This is a genomic window from Streptomyces sp. NBC_00091, from assembly GCF_026343185.1.
Classification (GTDB): domain Bacteria; phylum Actinomycetota; class Actinomycetes; order Streptomycetales; family Streptomycetaceae; genus Streptomyces.
In genome coordinates this window covers 5,681,158-5,703,302 of record NZ_JAPEMA010000001.1, presented here as the reverse complement: position 1 = coordinate 5,703,302, position 22,145 = coordinate 5,681,158, and the positions used below count along the sequence as shown (strand labels likewise).

General features: G+C 74.3%; 18 protein-coding genes. 6 read left to right on the top strand and 12 right to left on the bottom strand.

What is annotated here, in order from left to right:
• Positions 1 to 7: 7 nt before the first annotated feature.
• The gene (locus tag OOK34_RS26265; protein ID WP_267036323.1) at positions 8 to 361 is read right to left on the bottom strand and encodes a hypothetical protein; all 354 of its coding nucleotides are present in this window, start codon (positions 359 to 361) and stop codon (positions 8 to 10) included.
• An 88-nt stretch (positions 362 to 449) separates the two neighbouring features.
• Positions 450 to 1,250 (bottom strand): crotonase/enoyl-CoA hydratase family protein, encoded by an 801-nt coding sequence (locus OOK34_RS26260; RefSeq protein ID WP_267036322.1) that lies wholly within the window; start codon positions 1,248 to 1,250, stop codon positions 450 to 452.
• Positions 1,251 to 1,424: 174 nt separating this feature from the next.
• Here OOK34_RS26260 and OOK34_RS26255 point away from each other — a divergent pair, with 174 nt between their 5' ends.
• Positions 1,425 to 3,056, top strand: coding sequence for an acyl-CoA synthetase (locus tag OOK34_RS26255; protein WP_267036321.1), 1,632 nt, complete (start codon positions 1,425 to 1,427; stop codon positions 3,054 to 3,056).
• Between the two features lie 214 nt (positions 3,057 to 3,270).
• Here the strand turns inward: OOK34_RS26255 and OOK34_RS26250 are convergent, their stop codons facing one another.
• On the bottom strand, positions 3,271 to 4,119 hold the full coding sequence (locus tag OOK34_RS26250) for an alpha/beta fold hydrolase (protein WP_267036320.1): 849 nt from the start codon (positions 4,117 to 4,119) through the stop codon (positions 3,271 to 3,273).
• Between the two features lie 134 nt (positions 4,120 to 4,253).
• Between OOK34_RS26250 and paaK the strand changes: the two genes are divergently transcribed.
• The 3 genes from paaK (at position 4,254) to OOK34_RS26235 (ending at position 7,462) form a co-directional block, all read left to right on the top strand.
• Positions 4,254 to 5,609: a phenylacetate--CoA ligase PaaK gene (gene paaK / locus OOK34_RS26245; protein WP_267036910.1), complete on the top strand. Its 1,356-nt coding sequence runs from the start codon at positions 4,254 to 4,256 to the stop codon at positions 5,607 to 5,609.
• 71 nt (positions 5,610 to 5,680) lie between these two features.
• Positions 5,681 to 6,535 (top strand): YhjD/YihY/BrkB family envelope integrity protein, encoded by an 855-nt coding sequence (locus OOK34_RS26240; protein WP_267036319.1) that lies wholly within the window; start codon positions 5,681 to 5,683, stop codon positions 6,533 to 6,535.
• Between the two features lie 66 nt (positions 6,536 to 6,601).
• On the top strand, positions 6,602 to 7,462 hold the full coding sequence (locus OOK34_RS26235) for an oxidoreductase (RefSeq protein ID WP_267036318.1): 861 nt from the start codon (positions 6,602 to 6,604) through the stop codon (positions 7,460 to 7,462).
• A 75-nt stretch (positions 7,463 to 7,537) separates the two neighbouring features.
• Here OOK34_RS26235 and OOK34_RS26230 read toward each other — a convergent pair whose 3' ends face one another.
• The 4 genes from OOK34_RS26230 to OOK34_RS26215 all read right to left on the bottom strand — a co-directional run bounded on the left by OOK34_RS26230 (position 7,538) and on the right by OOK34_RS26215 (position 13,009).
• Positions 7,538 to 9,037, bottom strand: coding sequence for a fatty acyl-CoA synthetase (locus tag OOK34_RS26230; protein WP_267036317.1), 1,500 nt, complete (start codon positions 9,035 to 9,037; stop codon positions 7,538 to 7,540).
• A gap of 67 nt (positions 9,038 to 9,104) precedes the next feature.
• A complete protein-coding gene (locus OOK34_RS26225; RefSeq protein ID WP_267036316.1) occupies positions 9,105 to 10,220 on the bottom strand; it encodes a calcium:proton antiporter in 1,116 nt (371 codons plus the stop codon).
• A 113-nt stretch (positions 10,221 to 10,333) separates the two neighbouring features.
• Positions 10,334 to 11,890, bottom strand: coding sequence for an acyl-CoA synthetase (locus OOK34_RS26220; protein WP_267036315.1), 1,557 nt, complete (start codon positions 11,888 to 11,890; stop codon positions 10,334 to 10,336).
• 12 nt (positions 11,891 to 11,902) lie between these two features.
• Positions 11,903 to 13,009: a nitronate monooxygenase family protein gene (locus tag OOK34_RS26215; protein WP_267036314.1), complete on the bottom strand. Its 1,107-nt coding sequence runs from the start codon at positions 13,007 to 13,009 to the stop codon at positions 11,903 to 11,905.
• A 415-nt stretch (positions 13,010 to 13,424) separates the two neighbouring features.
• Between OOK34_RS26215 and OOK34_RS26210 the strand changes: the two genes are divergently transcribed.
• Positions 13,425 to 15,215 (top strand): serine hydrolase, encoded by a 1,791-nt coding sequence (locus OOK34_RS26210; protein ID WP_267036313.1) that lies wholly within the window; start codon positions 13,425 to 13,427, stop codon positions 15,213 to 15,215.
• A gap of 47 nt (positions 15,216 to 15,262) precedes the next feature.
• Here the strand turns inward: OOK34_RS26210 and OOK34_RS26205 are convergent, their stop codons facing one another.
• Entirely contained in the window at positions 15,263 to 15,640 is a 378-nt protein-coding gene (locus tag OOK34_RS26205) for a VOC family protein (protein ID WP_267036312.1), read from the bottom strand.
• A gap of 10 nt (positions 15,641 to 15,650) precedes the next feature.
• Positions 15,651 to 16,292 carry a TetR/AcrR family transcriptional regulator gene (locus tag OOK34_RS26200; RefSeq protein ID WP_267036311.1) on the bottom strand — a complete coding sequence of 214 codons (642 nt, stop codon included), beginning with the start codon at positions 16,290 to 16,292 and terminating at the stop codon, positions 15,651 to 15,653.
• 76 nt (positions 16,293 to 16,368) lie between these two features.
• Here OOK34_RS26200 and OOK34_RS26195 point away from each other — a divergent pair, with 76 nt between their 5' ends.
• Positions 16,369 to 17,529 carry an FAD-dependent monooxygenase gene (locus OOK34_RS26195; RefSeq protein ID WP_267036310.1) on the top strand — a complete coding sequence of 387 codons (1,161 nt, stop codon included), beginning with the start codon at positions 16,369 to 16,371 and terminating at the stop codon, positions 17,527 to 17,529.
• 39 nt (positions 17,530 to 17,568) lie between these two features.
• Here OOK34_RS26195 and OOK34_RS26190 read toward each other — a convergent pair whose 3' ends face one another.
• The 3 genes from OOK34_RS26190 to OOK34_RS26180 are packed head-to-tail and all read right to left on the bottom strand — an operon-like array spanning position 17,569 to position 22,141.
• Positions 17,569 to 19,167: an NAD(P)/FAD-dependent oxidoreductase gene (locus OOK34_RS26190; protein WP_267036309.1), complete on the bottom strand. Its 1,599-nt coding sequence runs from the start codon at positions 19,165 to 19,167 to the stop codon at positions 17,569 to 17,571.
• Complete coding sequence (locus OOK34_RS26185; protein ID WP_267036308.1) at positions 19,164 to 21,227, bottom strand: serine/threonine-protein kinase; 2,064 nt, start codon at positions 21,225 to 21,227, stop codon at positions 19,164 to 19,166. Before OOK34_RS26185 ends, OOK34_RS26190 begins: the two co-directional genes overlap by 4 nt.
• Positions 21,209 to 22,141, bottom strand: a complete 933-nt coding sequence (locus OOK34_RS26180) for an oxygenase MpaB family protein (RefSeq protein ID WP_267036307.1) — start codon at positions 22,139 to 22,141, stop codon at positions 21,209 to 21,211. The genes OOK34_RS26185 and OOK34_RS26180 overlap by 19 nt, the downstream gene beginning before the upstream one ends.
• Positions 22,142 to 22,145: the final 4 nt, after the last annotated feature.

The following is a 22,145-nucleotide window of genomic DNA, read 5'->3' as shown; positions in this document are numbered from 1 at the left end:
GGGTGGCTCACGCGGTGCCGTTCCGCTGCGCGGCGGTGGGGGCGGTGGTTCGGTTGTGCCGTGCGGCGGCGGGGGCGGTGGTTCGGATCTGCCGTGCGGCGGCGGGCGCGGTGGTTCGGATCTGCCGTGCGGCGGCGGGCGCGGTGGTTCGGATCTGCCGTGCGGCGGCGGGGGCGGTGGTTCGGATCTGCCGTGCGGCGGCGGCCGCGGTGGTTCGGATCTGCCGTGCGGCGGCGGGCGCGGTGGTTCGGATCTGCCGCGCGGCGGCGGGCGCGGTGGTGCCGTTCCCCGGCTGTGCCGTGATGCCGTTCTGCCGCGCGGAGGAGGTGCGGCGGGACCGCCGGATTCCCAACCGGCCCACGCGGACCACGGCGGACCCGGACGCGCCCGGGGCAGGGCCGCAGGCCCGGGGCGCGGCGGGGGGGGGCTGGTGCACCTGCGGCCAGCGCCTAGGCTCGGCGGTAGAGCGGGCGGCGCTTCTCCGCGAAGGCCCGCGCCCCCTCCTTCGCGTCGGCCGTGTCGAAGACCGGCCAGCCCCGCACCAGTTCGGCCGCGAGCCCCTCCGTCTCCGTCAGCTCGGCGGCCTCGTAGACGGACGCCTTCACCGCCTCGACGGCCAGCGGCCCGCACGCGTTGATCAGCTCGGCGGTCTCCAGCGCCGCCTCCAGCGCCGTCCCGTCGGGCACCACCCGCCCCACGAGCCCGATCCGCGCCGCCTCCTCGGCCGAGTACGGGCGGCCGGTCAGCAGCATCTCCAGCGCGTGCGTGCGCGGCACCTGCCGCGGCAGCCGCACCGTGGAGCCGCCGATCGGGAACAGCCCCCGCTTGACCTCGAACAGCCCGAACGTGGCCCCGGCCCCGGCGACCCGGATGTCGGTGCCCTGGAGGATCTCGGTGCCGCCCGCGACGCAGTACCCCTCCACCGCGGCGATCACCGGCTTGCGCGGCCGGTGGTGACGGAGCATCGCCTTCCAGTGCAGGTCGGGGTCGGCCTTGAGCCGGTCCCGGTACTGGTCGCCCGCCATGCCCTTGCCCGCGAGCGCCTTGAGGTCCATCCCGGCGCAGAAGTCGCCGCCCGCGCCCGTCAGGACCACCGAGCGGACCGTGTCGTCCGCGTCCGCCTCCAGCCAGCCGTCGTACAGGCCCACCAACAGGGGAAGCGAGAGCGCGTTCTTCGCTTCGGGCCTGTTCATGGTGAGCACCAGCGTGGCGCCGCGGCGCTCCGCGGTCAGGTGTTCGGTCCCACCCATTGCCGTCCTCCCGTCTCAAGACCTAGAACAGGTTGCAGGAGGGCCGGGTGCAGTTCAATAGTTTTCTGACACTCAGTCAGATTTCTTCGCGTGCGCCCTTCCCAGTTGGACCGGGCGGCGCTCTAATGACCGCCGAGCAGCCCAGCCATGAGGTTTTTCGGGTCAGGAGGAACGGTGGAGTACAACCTTGCCGACCTGTTCGAGTCGGTCGTGGACGTGGTCCCGGACCGCGAGGCGCTGGTGTACGTGGACCACCCCGGGACCGGCGCCGAGCGCCGCCTCACGTACGCGGAGCTGGACGCGGCGGCGAACCGCGTCGCGCACCACCTGCTGGACAGCGGACTGAGGCCCGGCGAACACCTGGGGCTGCACCTCTACAACGGGATCGAGTACCTGCAGACCGTACTGGCCTGCCTCAAGGCCCGCCTGGTACCGGTGAACGTCAACTACCGGTACGTGGAGGAGGAGCTGGTCTACCTCTACGACGACGCCGACCTCGCCGCGCTCGTCTTCGAGGGCGAGTTCACGGAGCGGGTGGCGGCCGCGCTGCCGCAGACGACGAAGCTGCGGCACCTGATCCGGGTCGGGCCGGCGCCCGAGGGCGCTCCGGAGCCGGCGATCGCGCCAGTCGCGTACGAGGACGCGGAGGCGGCCGGGTCCCCGGGGCGCGGCTTCCCGCCGCGCAGCGCGGACGACCTGTTCATCATCTACACCGGCGGCACCACCGGTATGCCCAAGGGCGTCATGTGGCGGGCCGAAGACCTGTTCTTCGCGGGGCTGTTCGGCGGGGAGCCCTCGGGCGAGCCGGTGAAGCGGCCGGAGGAGCTGGCCGAGCGGGTCGCGGCGCGCGGCGCGGGGCTCACCTTCTTCCCGGCGCCCCCGCTGATGCACGGCACCTCGACGCTGACCTCGTTCATCGCCTTCAACTACGGCCAGCGGGTGGTCATCCACCGCAAGTACGCGCCCGAGGAAGTGCTCCGCACCATCGAGAAGGAGAAGGTGTCGAGCGTGTCGCTGGTGGGCGACGCGATGCTCCGGCCGCTCATCGACGCCCTGAACGGCCCGCTGAAGGGGACGGACCTGTCCTCGCTGTTCAGCGTCTCCTCGTCCGGGGCGATCATGTCGGAGACCGTCCGCGCCGAGTTCCAGCGCCTGGTGCCGCACGTGGTGCTCCTGAACAACTTCGGGTCCTCCGAGTCCGGGTCCAACGGCAGGGCGACGGACGACTCCGGCCCGGAGAAGGGCTTCCGCCTCCAGGTCAACGACCGTACGCAGGTGGTGGACCCGGTGTCGCACGAGCCGGTGCCGGTCGGCGTGCCCGGGCGGCTCGCGCAGCGCGGGCACGTCCCGCTCGGCTACTACAACGACCCGGTGAAGACGGCGGAGACCTTCTTCCAGAAGGGCACGGAGCGCTGGGTCCTGCTCGGCGACATGGCGACGGTCGACGAGCAGGGCATCGTCACCGTGCTGGGGCGCGGCTCGCAGTGCATCAACACCGGTGGCGAGAAGGTCTATCCGGAGGAGGTCGAGCAGGCGCTGAAGTCGCATCCGGACGTGTACGACGCCCTGGTGGCGGGTGTCCCGGACCCGACGTGGGGCAGCCATGTGGCCGCGGTGGTCCAGGTACGGGACGGGGCGCCGGAGCCGACGCTGGAGGAGATCCAGCGCCACTGCCGGACCCGGCTGGCCGGCTACAAGATCCCGCGCCAGCTGGTGATCACGCCGGCCGTCCAGCGCTCCCCGAGCGGCAAGGCGGACTACCGCTGGGCGAAGGCGGTGGCCACGGAGGCGGACGCCGCACGCTGAAGGACCTGCCGGCCTCCGGGCCGGCCCTCAGGGAGAACAGGTCGCCGGCCCCGCCCGCGTCGGCACCCCGCACCCGTTCCGGCGCTGTGTACCCCAGGGTGCCGACGAGCGTGCCCTCGGCGGTCAGCGCGGTATTGGCGTGGTGAACGGCGATGCCGAGGCACCCCGGAGCATTTCGAGGGCTTCGGCCCGGCCGTCGGGCGGGGCGGAGGGCTCAGGCTCCTGTGGCCAGGAAGCGCTCCACTCGGGAGGTGAACCGGGCCGGGTCGTCCAGCCAGGGGAAGTGCCCGGTCGCGGGCTGGACGTCGACGACCGCGCGGGGGAACAGCCGGGCGATGCGCGCCGCGAGGGCGGGGCCGGGGTTGAAGTCCAGCTCGCCCGCCAGGACCAGCACCTCCGCGGTGAGCCGGCGCAGGGCGGCGCGGGTGGCGGGCGGGTCGAAGGCTCCCGGGCCGGCGAAGGCCGCGGCCGCCTTCTCGTTCTGCTCGTCCTCGCCCGCCGCGAAGTCGGCCCGCGCGGCCTCGTCCCAGCGGCCGTAGAAGAGCGGGGCGGCGCGGTCCCAGTTCTCGTCCGTGTCGGAGCCGGCGAGGATCCGCGCGTAGGCCTCGATGGCCGTGTCGTACAGCTCGGTGCCGGCCCGGCGGCGGGCCCCCTCCAGGCGCTGTTCCGGGGTGCTGGGGAGGTCCACCGCCCAGGCGGTGGGGGTGACCAGGGCGATCCGGCCGAGCCGCTCGGGGTGCGCCGCGGCGTACAGCATGACCAGGTTGCCGGCGGCCGAGTGGGCCAGGAGGTCCACGCGATCCAGGCCCAGGTGCAGCCGCAGCGCCTCGATGTCGGCGACCTGGTGGTCGACGCGGTACGTGGACTCGTCCGCGGGTATCGCGGAGTCCCCCGTGCCGCGCAGGTCGAGCAGGACGAGCCGGCGCCCGGAGGCGAGTCCGCCGAGGTCGCCCAGGTACCGGGAGGCCCGCATGGCCCCGCCGGGGAGGCAGACGAGCGGCTCGCCCTCCCCCCTGACGTGGTAGGCGAGTTCGGTTCCGTCATAGGTGGTGAATGCAGGCATGGGCGCCATCAGATCAGACGATCACTCGTTCGAGTCATTGATTTACCCGGCGGGGTCCGGCAATCTACCGAATGAACGTTCGGTTGGCTTCTGGTGGTCCGACTCTCGACGATGAGGTGACGGCAATGACGGCAATGACGGCGCGTACGGGTCTCGGCGACCCCGAGGATTTCCACGACGAAGGCGAGCGGCTGAGCCCCGACGAGCTGGCGGCGCTCCAGCTGCGGCGGCTGCGGGCCACCCTGCACCGGGCGTACGACCGCGTCGCCTTCTACCGGCAGGCCTTCGACAAGGCGGGGGTGCATCCCGACGACTGCCGCTCGCTCGCGGACCTCTCCCTCTTCCCCCTCACCACCAAGGCCGACCTGCGCGAGCAGTACCCCTTCGGAATGTTCGCCGTCCCCCGCACCGAGGTGCGCCGCATCCACGCCTCCAGCGGCACCACCGGCCGCCCCACGGTGGTGGGCTACACCGACGGGGATCTGGCCACCTGGGCCGATGTCGTCGCCCGGTCGCTGCGCGCGGCGGGCGGCCGGCCGGGGCAGATCGTGCACATCGCGTACGGGTACGGCCTGTTCACCGGGGGTCTGGGCGCCCACTACGGCGCGGAGCGCCTGGGGTGCACGGTCGTCCCGGCCTCCGGGGGCATGACGGACCGCCAGGTCAGACTGATCCAGGACTTCCGCCCGGAGGTGATCATGGTGACCCCCTCCTACATGCTCACGCTGCTGGACGAGATGGAGCGCCAGGGCATCGACCCGCGCGGCACCTCGCTGCGCACCGGGATCTTCGGCGCCGAGCCCTGGACCGAGGAGATGCGCCGGGAGATCGAGGACCGGCTGGGCATCGACGCCGTGGACATATACGGCCTGTCCGAGGTGATCGGACCGGGCGTGGCCCAGGAGTTCGCCTCGCACAAGGACGGCCTGCACATCTGGGAGGACCACTTCTACCCCGAGGTGATCGATCCGCTGACCGGGGCGGTGCTGCCGGACGGGGAGCCCGGGGAGCTGGTGTTCACCTCCCTCACCAAGGAGGCCATGCCGGTCGTCCGCTACCGCACCCGGGACCTGACGAGGCTGCTGCCGGGGACCGCCCGGCCCGCCTTCCGCCGGATGGAGAAGGTGACCGGCCGCAGCGATGACATGATCATCCTGCGGGGGGTGAACCTCTACCCGACCCAGATCGAGGAGATACTCCTGCGGATCCCCGGGCTCGCCCCGCACTTCCAGCTGCGGCTGACCCGGGAGGGCCGGCTGGACGCCCTGACCGTGCGGGTGGAGGCGCGCCGGGAGGCCGATGCCGGGAGGCGACGGGCGGCGGCCGGGGAGCTGGTGCGGGCCGTCAAGGAGTCCGTGGGGGTGTCCGTCGCCGTCGAGGTGGTGGAGCCGGAGAGCCTGGAGCGCTCGGTGGGCAAGATCAAGCGGGTGAAGGACCTCCGGGACCCGGGCGACTCCGGGGAGGGCCGGGGCATACCGGCGGGCGGCTGAAACCACCCGTTCGGGCCCACTTCGGCGCCGCTTCCGGGAGCGGCCGGGCCTGCCCGGGTAGGGGATCAGGTGTGACCTCGACCCTCCGGCGGCTCCACGACCGGCTCCAGGGCTCCCCGGCCGGGCTGGCGTGGAGCCGGGGCCGGGAGATCGAGCTGATGCACCGGGCGATGGGCTTCGCCGCCCTCGGGTTCCTCACCCTCGTGCCGCTGCTGGTGGTCGTGGCGGCGGCCGCGCCGGGCAGCGGCTCCGGCTTCGGCCGCTGGCTGGGCCAGGCGCTCGGGGTGACGGCCTCCTCGCGGGCCCGGGTCGAGATGCTCTTCGGGGCGGCGGACCTCGCGCTGGAGCGGACCACCGCCTTCGGGCTGGCGGCCCTCGCGGTCTTCGGCCTGACCTTCGGCTCCGCCGTCCAGACCGGCTACGAGAAGGTCTGGGACCTGCCGACGGCCCGATGGCACACCATGTGGCGGCACGTCGTCTGGCTGGCGCTGCTGGTCTGCTACCTCGCGCTGCTCGTGGAAATCCCCGCCCCCTCCGACGACGCGGTGGGCACCCTGATGGGCACCGCCGGCGACATGGCCGGCACCTGCCTGTTCTTCTGGAGTTCCGGGCGGCTCCTGCTGGGCGGCCGGGTCCGCTGGCGGGCGCTGCTCCCCGGCGCGGTGGCGACGAGCCTCGGGCTGCTGGGCCTCAGGGTCTTCTCCCAGCTGGTGTTCAGCCCGCTGATCGCCTCGAACGCGGTCACGTACGGCCCCTTCGGCACGCTGCTCGTCGTCCAGTCCTGGCTGGTCGGCGTCGGCTTCGTGGTCTACGGCGGGGCCCTGGTCGGCCGGCTCGTCCACGAGCACCTCACCCTGCGCCGGCTGCGGACCAGCGGAGTCCTGGGCGCCGAGGAGTTCCCTTCTCACGATCCGGGACGGGAGTGACGGGAGGGGCGGGGTGCGCGGCAGGATCGCCCTGGGCTGCGCACAACACCGTTCGCACACTGGGGATTGACGTCTGAGCAGAACCGCGCCACCGGACGGGTATGGCTGATCACCGGGGCTTCGTCGGGCTTCGGCCGGACGCTGGCGGAGGCCGCGCTCGCGGCCGGGGACACGGTCGTCGCCGCCGCCCGCCGGCCCGCCGCCCTCGAGGACCTGGCGGCCGCCCACCCCCAGCGGCTCGTACCGGTCGCCGCGGACGTGACGGACACGGCGCGGGCGCAGGAGCTCGTCGCCGAGGCCGTGGACCGGTTCGGCCGGATCGACGTCCTCGTCAACAACGCCGGCCGGGGCCTGATCGGCGCGGTGGAAGAGACCTCCGACGCCGAGCTGCGCGACCTGATGGAGCTGCACTTCTTCGGCCCGGCCGCGCTGACCCGCGCCGTGCTGCCGCACATGCGGGCGCAGAAGTCCGGGGCGGTCGTCCAGATGAGCAGCATGGGCGGACGGCTGTCCTTCCCGGGCGTCGGGGCCTACTCGGCGACGAAGTTCGCCCTGGAGGGCCTCACGGAGGCGCTCGCGGGCGAGGTCGCGGCCTTCGGCATCAAGGCGCTGATCGTCGAGCCCGGGTCCTTCCGTACGGGGTTCGCGGGCGGGTCCGCGCTTCAGCAGTCGGCCTCCGTGCTGCCCGTCTACGCGGACACCGTCGGCGCGGTGCGCGCCGCACTGCCCGACAGCGACGGCAAGCAGCCCGGCGACCCGGTCAAGGCGGCCGCCGCGATCCTGGCCGCCCTGGACGCCGAGCACACCCCGCTGCGGCTCGTGCTGGCCAACGACGCGCTCGACGCGATCCTCGCCCACGCGCAAGCGGCCCGCGCGGAAGCCGGCAGCTGGGAGCCCGTCTCCCGCGGCACGGACTTCGACGCCTGACCCGTCGGACACCATGGGCACCACCCCGGCTCCGGCGGTCGGCCGGGGGCCGGGGGCCGGGGGCCGCGTACTGGCTCAGCGGTCGGTGAAGCGGTCGCGGAGTTCGCGCTTGAGGATCTTGCCGCTGGCGTTGCGCGGGAGGGCGTCCACGAACAGCACGCGCTTGGGGGCCTTGAAGTGGGCGAGCCGCTCGCGCGCGTAGGCCATCAGCTCCGCCTCCGTGGCCTCCCCGCGGGGTACGACCACCGCCGTGACGGCCTCGATCCACCGCTCGTCGGGCAGTCCCACCACCGCCGTCTCCGCCACCCCGGGGTGGGTGTACAGCACGTCCTCGACCTGCCGTGAGGCCACGAGGACCCCGCCCGAGTTGATGACGTCCTTCACCCGGTCGACCACCGTGAAGTACCCGTCCGCGTCCCGTACCGCGAGGTCCCCGGAGCGGAACCAGCCGTCCCGGAAGGCCTTCTCCGTGGCCCCGGCGTCGTTCCAGTAGCCCAGGCACAGCTGCGGGGAGCGGTAGACGACCTCCCCCGCCGTGCCGTCCGGGACGTCCGCGCCGTCCTCGTCGACCACCCTGGCCTCGACATGGCGCACCGGCCGCCCGCACGAGTCCATCCGGCCCTCGTGCTCCCCCGGCCCCAGCACCGTGGCGAGCGGGCCGATCTCGCTCTGCCCGAAGCAGTTGTAGAAGCCCAGCCCCGGCAGCCGGGCCCGCAGCCGTTCCAGTACCGGGACCGGCATGATCGAGGCCCCGTAGTACGCCTTGCGCAGGGCGCCGAGTTCCCGCTGCCCGAACTGCGGGTGGTTGGCCAGCGCGATCCACACCGTGGGCGGTGCGAAGAGGCTGTCGGCCCCGCCGGCCTCCACCAGGTCGAAGATCTCCTCGGCCACCGGCGCGTCCAGGATGGTGTTGTGCGCGCCCACCGCCAGGTACGGCAGCAGGAAGACGTGCATCTGCGCCGAGTGGTAGAGGGGCAGCGAGTGGACGGGGCGGTCGGCCTCCCCCAGGTCCAGGGCCGCGATCGCGCTCTCGTACTCGTGGGCCAGCGCCCGGTGGGTCATCATCGCGCCCTTGGGCAGGGCCGTGGTCCCCGAGGTGTACAGCAGCTGGACCACCGCGGACGGGTCCCCCGAGGCCTCGAACGGGCGCGGTTCGGCCAGCTCCGACAGGAAGGACCCGGGCGCGCCGCGCAGCGCCCGTACGGTGTGCCCGTCGGGGACCCGGGCCATCAGGTCCGGGTCCGCCAGGACCAGGGCGCCCGCGCAGTCGCCGAGGATGTGCGCGAGGTCCTCGCCGGTGAGGTTCTGGTTGACCGGGACGTGGGTGAGCCCGGCGCGGGCGCAGGCGAGGAAGGCGATGAGGTAGGCGTCGCTGTTGTGGGCGAAGGCCGCGACCCGGTCGCCGGGGGCGAGCCCGTACCGTTCCCGGAGCACGGCGGCGCCGGTGGAGACCGCCGCGTCCAGTTCCGCGTACGTCCAGGTCCGCTCCCGGTAGCGGACGGCGGTCCGGCCCGGGGTCCGCCGCGCGCTGTCCCGTACGAGTCCGTCGACCGTGTGGTGCCGTACTGGCGTCATGGGCGTGATCCTCGCCCGGCCGTTGCTCCAAGGTCAATATCGGTGCGCCGGCCGGGGACCGGTCCGGTCACGGGCTGACGGCGAGGAAGAGGTAGGCGGCCAGCAGGACGAGGTGCACCCCGCCCTGGAGCAGGGTGGCGCGGCCGGGGACGATCGTCAGGGCGCCGACGACCACGGTCAGGGCCAGCAGCACCATGTGGACCGGTCCGAGGCCCAGCAGCAGCGGCCCGGTGAGCCAGACGGAGGCGAGGGCGATGGCCGGGATGGTCAGGCCGATGCTGGCGATGGCGGAGCCGTAGGCCAGGTTGAGGCTGGTCTGGACGCGGTCTCGGCGGGCGGCCCGGACGGCGGCGAGGGTCTCGGGGAGCAGGACGAGCAGGGCGATGATCACACCGACGACGGCGTGGGGCAGTCCGGCGTCGGAGACTCCCTTCTCGATGGTCGGGGAGACCGCCTTGGCGTTGCCGACGACCGCGACGAGGGCGACGAACAGCAGGCCGAGGCTGATCAGGGCGGCGCGGGCGGTGGGCGGTTCGGCGTGGTGCTCGTCGCCGTCGCCTGTGCCGGTGCCGGTGGCTCCGGTGTCCACGGGCAGGAAGTAGTCCCGGTGGCGGACGGTCTGGACGGCGACGAACAGCCCGTAGAGGGCCAGGGAGGCGACCGCCGCGAAGGCCAGCTGGGCCGTCGAGAACTCGGGGCCGGGCTTGCTGGTGGTGAAGGTCGGCAGGACCAGGCTCAGCACGGCGAGGGTCGCGACGGTGGCCAGGGCCGCGCCGGAGCCCTCGGCGTTGAACACGGCGACCCGGTTGCGCAGGGCGCCCACGAGCAGGGACAGGCCGACGATGCCGTTGCAGGTGATCATCACGGCGGCGAAGACGGTGTCGCGGGCCAGGGAGGCCGTCTTGTCGCCGCCGTCGGCCATCAGGGTGACGATCAGGGCCACTTCGATGACGGTGACGGCGACGGCCAGGACGAGGGAGCCGAAGGGCTCGCCGACCCGGTGGGCGACGACCTCGGCGTGGTGCACGGCCGCCAGCACCGCGCCCGCGAGGCAGAGGGCGACCAGGCCCACGGCGAGGGAGGGCAGGTCGCGTCCCCAGCTGAAGACGAGCGCCACGAGCGCCACCACGGGGACCACGAGGGTCCAGTCGGTCAGGGGTGATCTGCGCGTCGCCGTACTCATGCCGGCCAAGTTGCCAGAACCGCCGCCCCGGCGCGGCGCACGGCGCGCCTCCGGGGCCGCCGATCTGCTGCGCGAGCGGATCGACGGGGCCGTCGGGGTGTGAGGCGGCGCGGTCACACGGCGCGTTCGCGGCCCTCCCAGTAGGGGTCGCGCAGCCGGCGCTTGTAGAGCTTGCCGTTCGGGTCGCGCGGCATCGCCTCGATGAAGTCGACCGACTTCGGTCGCTTGTAGCCGGCCAGCTGCCGTTCGCAGTGGTGGAGGATCTCGGTGGCCAGCGCGTCGCCCGCCTCGAAGCCCTCGGCGGGTTCGACGACGGCCTTGACCTCCTCGCCCCAGGACTCGTGCGGGATGCCGAAGGCGGCGGCGTCGGCGACGGCCGGGTGGGTGAGCAGGGCGGACTCGATCTCGGCCGGGTAGATGTTCACCCCGCCCGAGATGATCATGTCGATCTTCCGGTCTCGGAGGAAGAGGTAGCCCTCCTCGTCCAGCAGGCCGAGGTCGCCGACGGTGAAGAAGTCCCCGATGCGGTTCTGGCGGGTCTTGCCCTCGTCCTTGTGGTAGCTGAAGCCGCCCGTGTTCATCTTGATGTAGACGGTGCCGAGTTCGCCGGCGGGCAGCCGGTTGCCGTCGTCGTCGAAGACGGCCAGTTCGCTGATCGGCCAGGCCTTGCCCACGGTTCCCGGCTTCTTCAGCCAGTCCTCGGCGGTGGCAAAGGCTCCGCCGCCCTCGCTGGCCGCGTAGTACTCCTCGACGCACCGGCCCCACCAGTCGATCATCGCCCGTTTGACGTGGTCGGGGCAGGGGGCGGCGCCGTGGATGGCGTGCCGCATGGAGGAGACGTCGTAGGCGTCCTTCGTCTGCTGCGGCAGCGCGAGGAGGCGGTGGAACTGGGTGGGGACCATGTGGGTGTGCGTACAGGCGTGACGGTCGATCAGGCGCAGCATCTCCTCGGGGCTCCACTTGTCCATCAGGACCAGCGGGTGCCCGATGTGCAGGGACGCGCCCGCGAACTGGAGCACGGCGGTGTGGTAGAGCGGTGAGCAGACGAGGTGGACGTTGCCGTCGGAGGGGCGGATGCCGAAGATGCCGAGGAATCCGCCGAGGTACGTCTCCTCCGGGAGCTTGCCGGGCAGCGGGCGGCGGATGCCGCGGGGGCGGCCGGTGGTGCCGGAGGTGTAGTTCATGACCCAGCCCAGCGTGCGGTCGGCGGGGGGCTCGCCGCTCTGCCCGTCGAGGAGTTCGGCGTACGGCCTGAAGCCCGGGACCGCTCCGACGGCGTAGCGGCGGCCGGGCGCGAGTGCGGCCTCTTCGGCGGCGGCGGTGGCGGCCTCGGCGAAGCGCTCGTGGGCGATGAGGACCTTGGCCCCGGAGTCGGAGACGATCCAGGCGATCTCGGGGCCGACGAGGTGGTGGTTGACGGGGACCAGGTAGAAGCCGGCCTGGGAGGCGGCGAGGTAGGCGGTGAAGAACTCGACGCCGTTGGGCAGGACGACCGCGAAGGCGTCGCCCCGCTCCAGTCCGGCGGCGCGCAGGCCGTGGACGAGGCGGTTGACGTCGGCGTGCAGCCGGCCGGCGGACCACTCCTCGCCTTCGGGGGTGATCAGGACGGTGCGGGCGGGGTCGGCGGCGGCCTGCGCCCAGAATCCCCTGGGAAGCTGTGTGTCGGTCATGCTCGTCACTCCTCAGGACCGGCCGGCGATACGGGTGATGCGGTCGATGGCGCGCTCGAAGCCGCCGGTGAGCTCGTCGAAGACGGCCTGGACGCTGCGTTCGCTGTTCATCCGGCCGACGATCTGGCCCACGGGGGTGCCGAGCAGCGGCTGGACCTCGTACTTCTGGATCCGGGAGACGGCCTCGGCGACCAGCAGGCCCTGGAGCGGCATGGGCAGGGCCCCGGGCCCGTCGGGGTCGTCCCAGGCGTCGGTCCACTCGGTGCGCAGCTGGCGGGCGGGTTTGCCGGTGAGGGCGCGGGAGCGGACGGTGTCGCCGGAGCCGGCGGCGAGGAGCTTCTCCGTGAGGGCGCGGGAGTGCAGGTCGGCCTCGGTGGTGGTGAGCCAGAGGGAGCCGAGCCAGACGCCCTGGGCGCCGAGGGCGAGGCCGGCGGCGATCTGCTCGCCGCTGCCGATGCCGCCGGCGGCGAGGACCGGGAGCGGGGCGACGGCCTCGGCGATCTCGGGGACCAGGACCATGGTGGCGATGTCCCCGGTGTGGCCGCCGGCCTCGTAGCCCTGGGCGACGACGATGTCGATGCCGGCTTCGGCGTGGCGGCGGGCGTGCTTGGCGGTCCCGGCGAGGGCGGCGACGAGGACGCCGTTCTCGTGGGCGCGGGCGATGACGTCGGCGGGCGGGGAACCCAGCGCGTTCGCCAGGAGTTTGATGGGGTAGTCGAAGGCGACGTCGAGCTGGCTCCGGGCGACCTGCTCCATCCAGCCGGTGATCCGCCAGCCGGAGGCCTCGCCCTCGGCGAGCTCGGGCACGTGGTGCTTGGCGAGGGTGTCGCGGACGAAGGCGCGGTGTCCGGCCGGGATCATCGCCTCGATGTCGGCCTCGCTGATGCCGTCGACGGCCTTCTTGGCGGGCATCACGACGTCGAGGCCGTAGGGCTTGCCGTCGGTGTGCGCCTGCATCCAGTCGAGGTCGCGTTTGAGGTCGCCGGGAGCGGTGTAGCGGACCGCGCCGAGTACGCCGAATCCGCCTGCGCGGGTGATGGCCGCGGCGACCGCCGGGAAGGGCGTGAAACCGAAGATGGCGTGCTCGACTCCCAGTTTCTTGCTCAGCTCCGTCTCCATGGGCGTGAGGATGCCGCAGCGCGGCGGCCGAGGGAAGAGATTTTCTGATGCAGTGTCAGATTCTTGGGCGTCGGCCGGTGCGGAGGGTGCGCGGCGGGCGGGCAGATACCCAGTAGCGTGCGGAACGCCTGCGGCGAGCCCGGCGGATCCGGGGGTCCCCCCGGGCCGGGAGCACGGGATGGCGAGGCCCGGCGCGGACGGTGTACGGCGGGCAGCGGGCGACGAGCCGCGAGCGGCGGGCAGTTCGGAGCGGACAGGAGGGCCGATCATGGTGGGAGTCACGGGGGCCGGCACCACGGGGGACCCGCACGCACAGGCGCCACGCGTGCCGGAGCCCGGGGGCGGCACGGGGACCGGGCGCGGCACGGGGACCGGGGGCGGGGGCGGCCGGGGCGGGGGCGGGGTGGACCGGGGGTTGTCCCGTCGGCGCCTCGGGGCGCGGCTGCTGGCGCTGGGCGGGGTGCTCGTACTGCACGCGGCGCTGCCGGGGGCGTCGGCCGGAGCGGCGGGCGGGGCGGCCGAGCGGCGGGCCCTCCAGGGCCTGCGGCTTCGGTACGGATCCGCCCGGCAGGCCGGGCTGCTGGAGCGGCACCTGGAGGGCGTCGCGGAGGAGGCCCGGCGCTTCCTGGGCCCCTCCCCCGAGCACCCGTACTACGCCGGAGCCGTGGTCCTCGCGGGGCGCGGCCGCACCATCGCCCTGCACCGGGCGATGGGCGACGCGGTGCGGTACGCGGACTACGACGGCCGCACCGACCGGCCGGCGGAGTTCCCGGCGGCCGAGCGGATCGCGATGGCCGAGGACACCGTCTTCGACCTGGCCTCGCTGAGCAAGCTGTTCACCTCCATCCTGGCCGTGCAGCAGATGGAGCGGGGCCGGCTGGAGCTGGAGGCCCGGGTGGACCGGTACCTGCCGGAGTTTTGTAAAGACGCAGCCACCGGGGGCGGCAAGGAGGCGATCACGGTCCGTCAGCTGCTCACGCACACCTCGGGCCTGCGCTCATGGGCGCCCTTCTACCAGGAGGCCACCCGCGAGGGGCAGTTGAGGCTGCTGTGGTCGGTGCGGCCGCAGGAGACCCCGGGGACGGTGTACCGGTACTCCGACCTGAACCTGATCGCGCTCCAGCTGCTCCTGGAACGGATCACCGGCCGCACTTTGGATGTCCTGCTCCACGACGAGATCACCGCTCCGCTCGGGATGCACCGCACGCGGTACAACCCGCCGCTCTCGTGGCGCCGGGTCACCGCCGCCACCGAGGTGCAGCGCCCGCCCTGGTCGGGCCTGGACCGGGGGCTGGTGTGGGGCGAGGTGCACGACGAGAACGCGTACGCGCTCGGCGGGGTCGCCGGCCACGCGGGGGTCTTCGGCACCGCCTGGGACCTCGCGGTCCTCTCCCGCGCCCTGCTCGACGGCGGGGTCTACGCGGGCAAGCGCATCCTGCGCCCCGCCTCCGTCGAACTGCTCTTCACCGACTACAACACCGCCTTCCCCGGCGACGACCACGGCCTCGGCTTCGAGCTCTACCAGCACTGGTACATGGGCGCCCTGGCCACCCCGCACTCCGCCGGGCACACCGGCTTCACCGGTACCTCGCTGGTCCTGGACCCCTCCACCGACTCCTTCCTGATCCTGCTGGGCAACTCCGTCCACCCCGTGCGGACCTGGCGGGCCGGCAGCGCGCCCCGGGTCGCGACCGGCAACCGCTTCGCCCGGGCCGTGCCGGTCCGTACGAGGCACGGCGGCCCGGCCTGGTTCTCGGGCATGGAGACCGGCGGCTCGGGCACCCTCACCCTCCCGCCCCTCACCCCCGCGACGGCGCGGGCCCGCCTGCGCTGCGCGGTGTGGTGGGACACGGTGCCCGGCGCGGGGGCCTTCCACCTGGAGGCCTCCGCGGACGGGGTCGCCTGGGAGCCCCTCCCCTTCAGCACGGTGCGCAGCACGGGCGGCGCCCCCGAGCAGTGGCCGACGGGCTCGGCCGGCGGCTGGTCGGGCCGCATCTGGCACCGGCTCGAAGCCCCGCTGCCCGGCTGGGCGGGCCGCGAGGTCCGGCTCCGCTTCCGTCACGCGTCGACCGGCCGCTACGTGGGGCGCGGGGTCTACGTGGACGTGCTGCGGGTGGCCGAACCGGCCCGGCTCCTCTTCTCCGAGGACCGCCCGGCGGACGCCTCCCGCGTCGAGTCCGCGGGCTGGACGCGCTCGGCGGACTGAGCCGCGCGGATCAGCCGGGTGGATCAGCAGCGCGGACCAGCCGCGGATCAGTCCCGGATCAGGCAGAACGGGTGCCCTGCCGGGTCCGCGTAGACCCGCCAGCCCCGGGCGTCGGGGGTGTCGTCGAGGAGGGTGGCGCCGAGGGCGAGGACCTCTTCCTGGGCGCGGTCGAGGTCGGCGACGGCCAGGTCCAGGTGGGCCTGCTGGGGCCGGGCCGGGTCCGGCCATCGCGGCGGCTGGTGGTCGAGGACCTGCTGGAAGGCGAGGACGCCCCCGGAGGGGGTGTGCAGGGTGGCCCAGTGGGCGTCCAGACTCCAGCGCCGGTCGGGCCGGTTGACGTCCCCGCCGAGCAACGCCCCGTAGAACTCGGCGAGCTTGAGCGGGTCGGGACAGTCGAGCACCACGCACTGCAGTTCAGCGATCATGACCGGGATCCTAAGGGGTGTCCGCGAGCGCGGCGTCGATCATCCGGCGGGCGGTGGCGGTCAGTTCGGCCGGGTCCGGGGCGGGGCGGGAGTGGGCGAGGGCGCCCGCGAGGCGGTCGTAGAGCAGCCCGTCGGTCCAGGCGGCCAGGAGTTCGGCGGCCTCCCCGGGCCGCCGCGCGCCGAGAGCCGTGAGGACGCCGGCCCCGCGGGCGCGGGCGGCGAGGCCGGCCTGACGGAGCGCCGGCTCCAGTTCCCGGTTCCGGGCGGCCTCAAGGCTCAGCTCGAAGCGGGCCAGCTGGCGCTCGCGCCCCTCGGTCAGCCACCGGTGCAGCAGCGCCCCGAGCATCCGCGCGGCCGCCTCCCGGTCCGCCGGGGCCTGCGGCGGGCCGCCCCGGTCCAGGCCGTCGCCGTCGCGGCCGTCGCCGTCCAGGTCGGCGAGGTCCAGCTCGGCCAGGCGCCGGTAGCAGGCGCCGATGAGCGCGGTCCGGGTGCGGAAGTAGTACGAGGTGCTGCCCGCCGGGAGCGCGGCGGCTCCGTCGACGGCGCGGTGCGTCAGGCCCCGCAGGCCGGCGGCGGCGACGAGGGCGATGGCCGTGTCCGCGATCAGCGTCCGGCGGTCCGGGGCGGGTGGCAGGGAATCGGGGGTGGACATGAGGGCACTCTACAGCTGTAGAGTGCGGACCAAGCCCTCTACGTATGTAGAGGATCGAGCGGCAGGAGGCCGTGCCATGCCCGAACCCAAGCGCCACGCCGTCATCGCCGGTGCCGGGATCGGCGGCCTCACCGCCGCCCTGGCCCTGCACCGCCAGGGCTGGCGGATCACTGTGTGCGAGCGGGCCGCCGGACCGGCCGCCGTCGGGGCGGGGATCGTCCTGGCCCCCAACGCCCTGCGCGCGTACGACGCCATCGGCTTCGACGCCACCCGCGCGGCCGGCCGCGCCGTCCCGGCCTCGATGGGACTGCGCCGCCCCGGCGGGGGCCGGCTCGGCCGCACCGACACCGCGGCGCTGACCGCCCGCTACGGCCGGCCCCCGCTCGCCGTCCACCGCACGGCCCTCACCTCCGCGCTGGCCGCGGCCCTGCCCGAGGGCGCCCTGGCGTACGGGACCGCCGTCACCGCCGTGGACGGGGCCGCCGGCGCCGGGGGCCGCGCGGTGGTCCGTACCGCCTCCGGGAACCTCACCGCCGACGCCGTGATCGCCGCCGACGGCATCCACAGCCCGCTGCGCCGCCGCCACTTCCCGGACCACCCCGGCCTGCGCTACAGCGGGGAGACCGCCTGGCGGACCGTGCTGCCGGCCGGCCCGGCCGCCGAAGCCGCCGAGACCTGGGGCCGGGGCGAACGCTTCGGGACGGCCCCGCTCGCCGACGGGCGGGTCTACCTCTACGCCACCGCCGTCGTCCCCGAGGGATACCGGCCCGCGGACGTCCGCGCCGAGCTGCTGCGGCGCTACGGCACCTGGCACGACCCGATCCCCGCCCTGCTGGAGCGGATCGACCCGGGGGCGGTGCTCCAGCACGACCTGTACGACCTGGCCGCGCCGCTCCCCCGGCTGCACGACGGCCGCACCGCCTGGATCGGGGACGCCGCGCACGCCATGACCCCCAACCTCGGCCAGGGCGGCTGCCAGGCCGTCGAGGACGCCGTCGTGCTGGCCCACCTGCTCGGCGGCCCGGACGTACCGGCCGCCCTCGCCGCCTACACCCGGGCCCGGCTCGCCCGTACCGACGCCGTACGGATCCGGGCCCGCCGCATGGGACGGGTGGCCGCCCTCTCCCACCCGCTGGCCGTGGCCGCGCGCGACCTCGCCCTGCGGGCCGTCCCGGCGCGCGCCTCGCTGCGCGCCCTGGACGACCTGTTCGACGGCTTCCGCCTCCCGGGGGAGTGAGCCCGCGGTGCGGCCGCGGGCCGCTGCCTCAGCGCTGCCTCAGCGCTCCAGCACCGCCATCGCCGCGTTGTGGCCCGGGATGCCGCTCACCCCGCCGCCGCGGACCGCCCCCGCACCGCACAGCAGGACGTTGCGGTGCGCGGTCTCCACGCCCCAGCGCCCGGCGTCCGGGTCCCCGTCCCCGCCCCCGTACGGCCAGGACAGGTCCCGGTGGAAGATGTGCCCGCCGGGCAGCCGCAGTTCGCGTTCCAGGTCGGGCGGGGTCTTGGCCTCGATGCAGGGCCGGCCGTCGTCGTCGAAGGCCAGGCAGTCGGTGAGCGGCTCGGCCAGGTGCGCGTCCAGCTGGGCCAGGGTGGCGGTCAGCAGCACCTCACGGGTCTGCCGGTTGTCCTTCTCGAACAGCCGGGCCGGAGTGTGCAGGCCGAAGAGGGTCAGCGTCTGGAAGCCCTGCTCCGCGAGTTCGGGTCCGAGGATCGAGGCGTCGGCCAGCGAGTGGCAGTAGATCTCCGAGGGCGGTACGGACGGCAGTTCCCCGGCGGCCGCCTCGGCGTGGGCGCGCCGCAGCTCCTCGTAGCCCTCGGCGATGTGGAAGGTGCCGCCGAAGGCCTCGCGGGGGTCCACCGAGGTGTCGCGCAGCCGGGGCAGCCGGCTCAGCAGCATGTTGACCTTGAACTGGGCTCCCTCGGGGGGCGGGGCCGCGGCGTCCGGGCTCTCGCCGAGGAGTTCGGCCAGGGCCCGCGGGGAGGCGTTGACCAGGACGGTGCGTCCGACGACGGTGCCCTCGCCCGCCGCCGTGCGGAAGGTGACCTCGGCCGGGCTGGTGCCGTCCGTGTGGATGCGCAGCGCCTCGTGCCCGGTGGCGATCTCCGCGCCGCCCGCCCGGGCGGCCCCGGCCAGCGCGTCGGTGAGGGCGCCCATGCCGCCGACGGGCACGTCCCAGTCGCCGGTTCCGCCGCCGATGACGTGGTAGAGGAAGCAGCGGTTCTGGACGAGCGAGGGGTCGTCGGCGTCGGCGAAGGTGCCGATCAGGCCGTCGGTGAGGACCACGCCCCGGACCAGGTCGTCGGCGAAGCGCTCCTCCACCGCCCGGCCGAGGGGCTCCTCGAACAGCATCCGCCAGGCCGCCTCGTCGTCGATCCGGGCCCGTAGTTCCTCGCGGGTGGGCAGCGGTTCGGTGAGGGTGGGGAAGACCTTCTGCGCGAGGCGCCCCGTGGTCCCGTAGAAGGCCTGCCAGGCCTCGTACTCGCGCTCGGAGCCGGTGAGCTTGGCGAACGACTCCCGGGTGCGGGCCTCGCCGCCGCCGACGAGGAGTCCGCCCGGGCGGCCGCCCCGCTCGAAGGGGGTGTACGAGGAGACCGTGCGCCGCCGCACCTGGAACCGCAGCCCCAGGTCGCGGACGATCTTCGCGGGAAGCAGCGAGACGAGGTAGGAGTAGCGCGAGAGGCGGGCGTCGACCCCGGCGAAGGGGCGGGTGGAGACGGCGGCCCCGCCGGTGTGCCCGAGCCGTTCCAGGACCAGGACCGAGCGGCCGGCGCGGGCCAGGTAGGCGGCGGCGACCAGGCCGTTGTGGCCGCCGCCCACGATCACCGCGTCGTACACGTCCTGCGCGAAACCCCGGGAGCCTGCGTTGGCGGTCATGGCTCTTGGTAGCACACCTGGCCGAGCCGCTCCAGGCAGTGCGCCTCGTCGGCGTGGGCCAGGACGGTGTCGGGATGCTCGTCGCCGAGGGAGCGTTCGCGGATGCCGGACAGGTCCCGGTATATGGGCAGCGCCTCGTCCCAGCGGCCGAGCCGGCCCAGTCCGACGGCGAGTTCCCTGCGGCTGACCAGGGTGTCCGGGTGTTCCGCGCCCAGCGCGGCGGCGCGCGCCGCGCCCACCTCGCGGGCCTCGGCGACGGCCTCCTCCCATCGGTCGAGGCGGCCCAGGTTGACCCCGAGGACGTGCCGGGCCCGCAGGGTCTCCGGGTCGGCCGCGCCGTAGGCCCGGGTGCGGTCGCGGACCAGGGCCCGGAACAGGTCGAGGGCCTCGGCGGCGCGCCCGGTGCGGCCCAGGGCGATGCCGGTCTCGTAGCGCGCGGCGAGGGCGTCGGGGTGGTCCCGGCCGAGTACGCGTTCCCGTACGGCGGCGACCTGGCGGAAGCCGGTGAGGGCCTCCTGCCAGCGGCCGAGCCGGCCGAGGGCGTAGGCGGCCTCGTAGCGGGTCTGGAGGGTGTCGGCGTGCTCGGCGCCGAGCACGGCGGCGCGGTCGGCGGCCACCTCGGCGGCGGCGGCGTGGGCCTCGGCGTGCCGGCCGAGGGCGCCCAGGACGCAGGCCAGGTTGTGGCGGCAGCGCAGGGTGTCGGGGTGGCTCGGGCCCGTGGTGCGGACGCGGACGGCGAGCACCTCGCGGTACATCTCGTACGCCTCGCCGTGGCGGCCGAGCCGGCCCAGTTCGTACGCCTCCTCCTGGCGGGCGGCGAGGGTGTCGGCGTGGTCGGGGCCGAGCACCCTCGCCCGGCCCTGGGCCACGGCCGCGTACACGGCCAGGGCCTCTTCGGGCCGGCCGGCCCGGCTGAGGGCGAACGCGCGGGTGTGCCCGGCGGCGAGCGCGTCGGGCTCCCCGGCGGCGGGGGTGCGGGTGAGCCCGTACGCGGCGGTGAGCCGGGGGTCCTCGGCGGGGGCGGGCCGGGTGATCCGGTGCTCGCCGGAGGTGGCGGCGGGGCGGGCCGCCGTCCAGGAGCCGGTGAGCACGGCCCACTCCCCGCTGGCGGGGCGGGCGTCGATGCCGGCCTTGCGCCCGGCGGTCATCCCCTCGGCCCACGCGGGCAGCGGGGGCTGGGCGGCGGGCGGTCCGCCGGGGCCGAAGCGGGCCTCGACCAGGCGCCGGTGCAGGTGGCGGGCGTCGCCGGGGCGGTCTTCGGGGCGCTTGGCCAGCAGGTCCAGCACGAGCTGCTCGAAGTAGCCGGGCAGCTCGGGCCGGTGCTCGCGGGGCGGCACGGGCGTGGTGTCGCGGTGGCCGACGAGCACGGACCAGGAGTCGCCGAGGTCGAAGGGCGGGGCTCCGGTGGCGATCTCGTAGAGGACGCAGCCGAGGGAGTACAGGTCGCTGCGGTGGTCGACCTCGCCGCCCGCGATCTGCTCGGGCGACATGTAGTGCGGGGTGCCCATGGCCATGCCGCCGCCGGTGAGCTTGGCGGTGAAGCCGATGTCGTGGGCCAGGCGGGCGATGCCGAAGTCGCAGATCTTCACCGTGCCGTCGGTGAGGCGCATGATGTTGGCGGGCTTGAGGTCGCGGTGGACCACGCCCTGGTCGTGGGTGTAGCCGAGGGCGGCGGCCATCTGCTCGGCGATGTCGAGGACCACGTCGACGGGGAGCGGGCGCGCCTCGTTCTCCTCCATGAGCTGGCTGAGGTTGCGGCCCTCGAGGAGTTCCATGACCAGGTAGAGGGGGCCGCCGGCCGCGCTGTCGTCGCCGAAGTCGTGCACGACGGTGACGCCCCGGTGCTGGAGGGATGCGGCGACCCGCGCCTCGCGGCGGAAGCGCTCGCGCAGTACCTGGGTGAAGTGGGCGTCCTGCTCGGGGCCGAGCGGCTTGAGGCACTTCACGGCGACCTGCCGGCCCAGCGACTCGTCGCGGGCGCGCCACACCTCGCCCATGCCGCCGCGCCCGATCAGATCGAGTGACCGGTACCGGCCCTGGATCAGTCTGGACTCCGCCATGTCTTAAAGCCGCCCCCGTCGTCGTGCTGAGCCCTCCCCGGCCGGTCCAGTATGGCCGCTGGTTTTCGCAGTGTGTACGCGGAGGGGCGGCTCCCGGGGCCCAGCCGGCGCATCGCTTTCAAGATGTGACCTGGAGGCAGCTGCCAGCGTAGACCTGCGGGAATGCTGCGCAGCACGCGGCCGGTGAGGCGCAGGCGACGGGTGACCGCGCGCGGGGGTGGTGCGGGGCGGCCGTACAGCTGGTGCGCCCAGCCGGGGAGGGTTCCGTAGGCGAGCCCAACGAGCGGGCGCCACAGCAGATTTCGGCCAGGGACGAGGAGCGGGGAGATCGGCGGGGCGCGCAGGAAGTCGTCGACGGCGCGGGCGTCGGCCCCGGCGGCCAGGCGGGGGCGGACCTCCTCGAAGTACGCGGCCAGGGCGGCGGCGTCGGCGGGCACGGCGGCCGGGTCTAGGCCGACGAGGCGGGCGCTCACCCGGTTCTCGTCCACATAGCTGTCGGCCTGGGCTGGGGTGAGGGGAACACCCGATCGGCGCAGTATGTGAAGGAAGCTGTCGATCTGGGCGCAGTGCACCCACAGCAGGAGTTCGGGGTCGTCGACGGGGAAGGGCTCCCCGGTGTCCGGGTCGGTGGCGGAGAGTCGCCGGTGGATCGCGCGGACCCGGGCTCCGGCCCGCTCGGCGGCGTCGGTGGTGCCGTAGGTGACGGTGCCGACGAAGTCGGCGGTGCGCAGCAGCCGGCCCCACGCGTCTGTCTGAAAGTCGGAGTTCTCCATGACCGCGCGGACGGCGCGCGGGTGCAGGGCCTGGAGGTAGAGCGCGCGGATCCCGGCGATCCACATGACCGGGTCGCCGTGGCACTGCCAGGTGACGGACCCGGGGCCGTAGAGCCCCGGGTCGGCGTCCTCGATCCTCATCGTC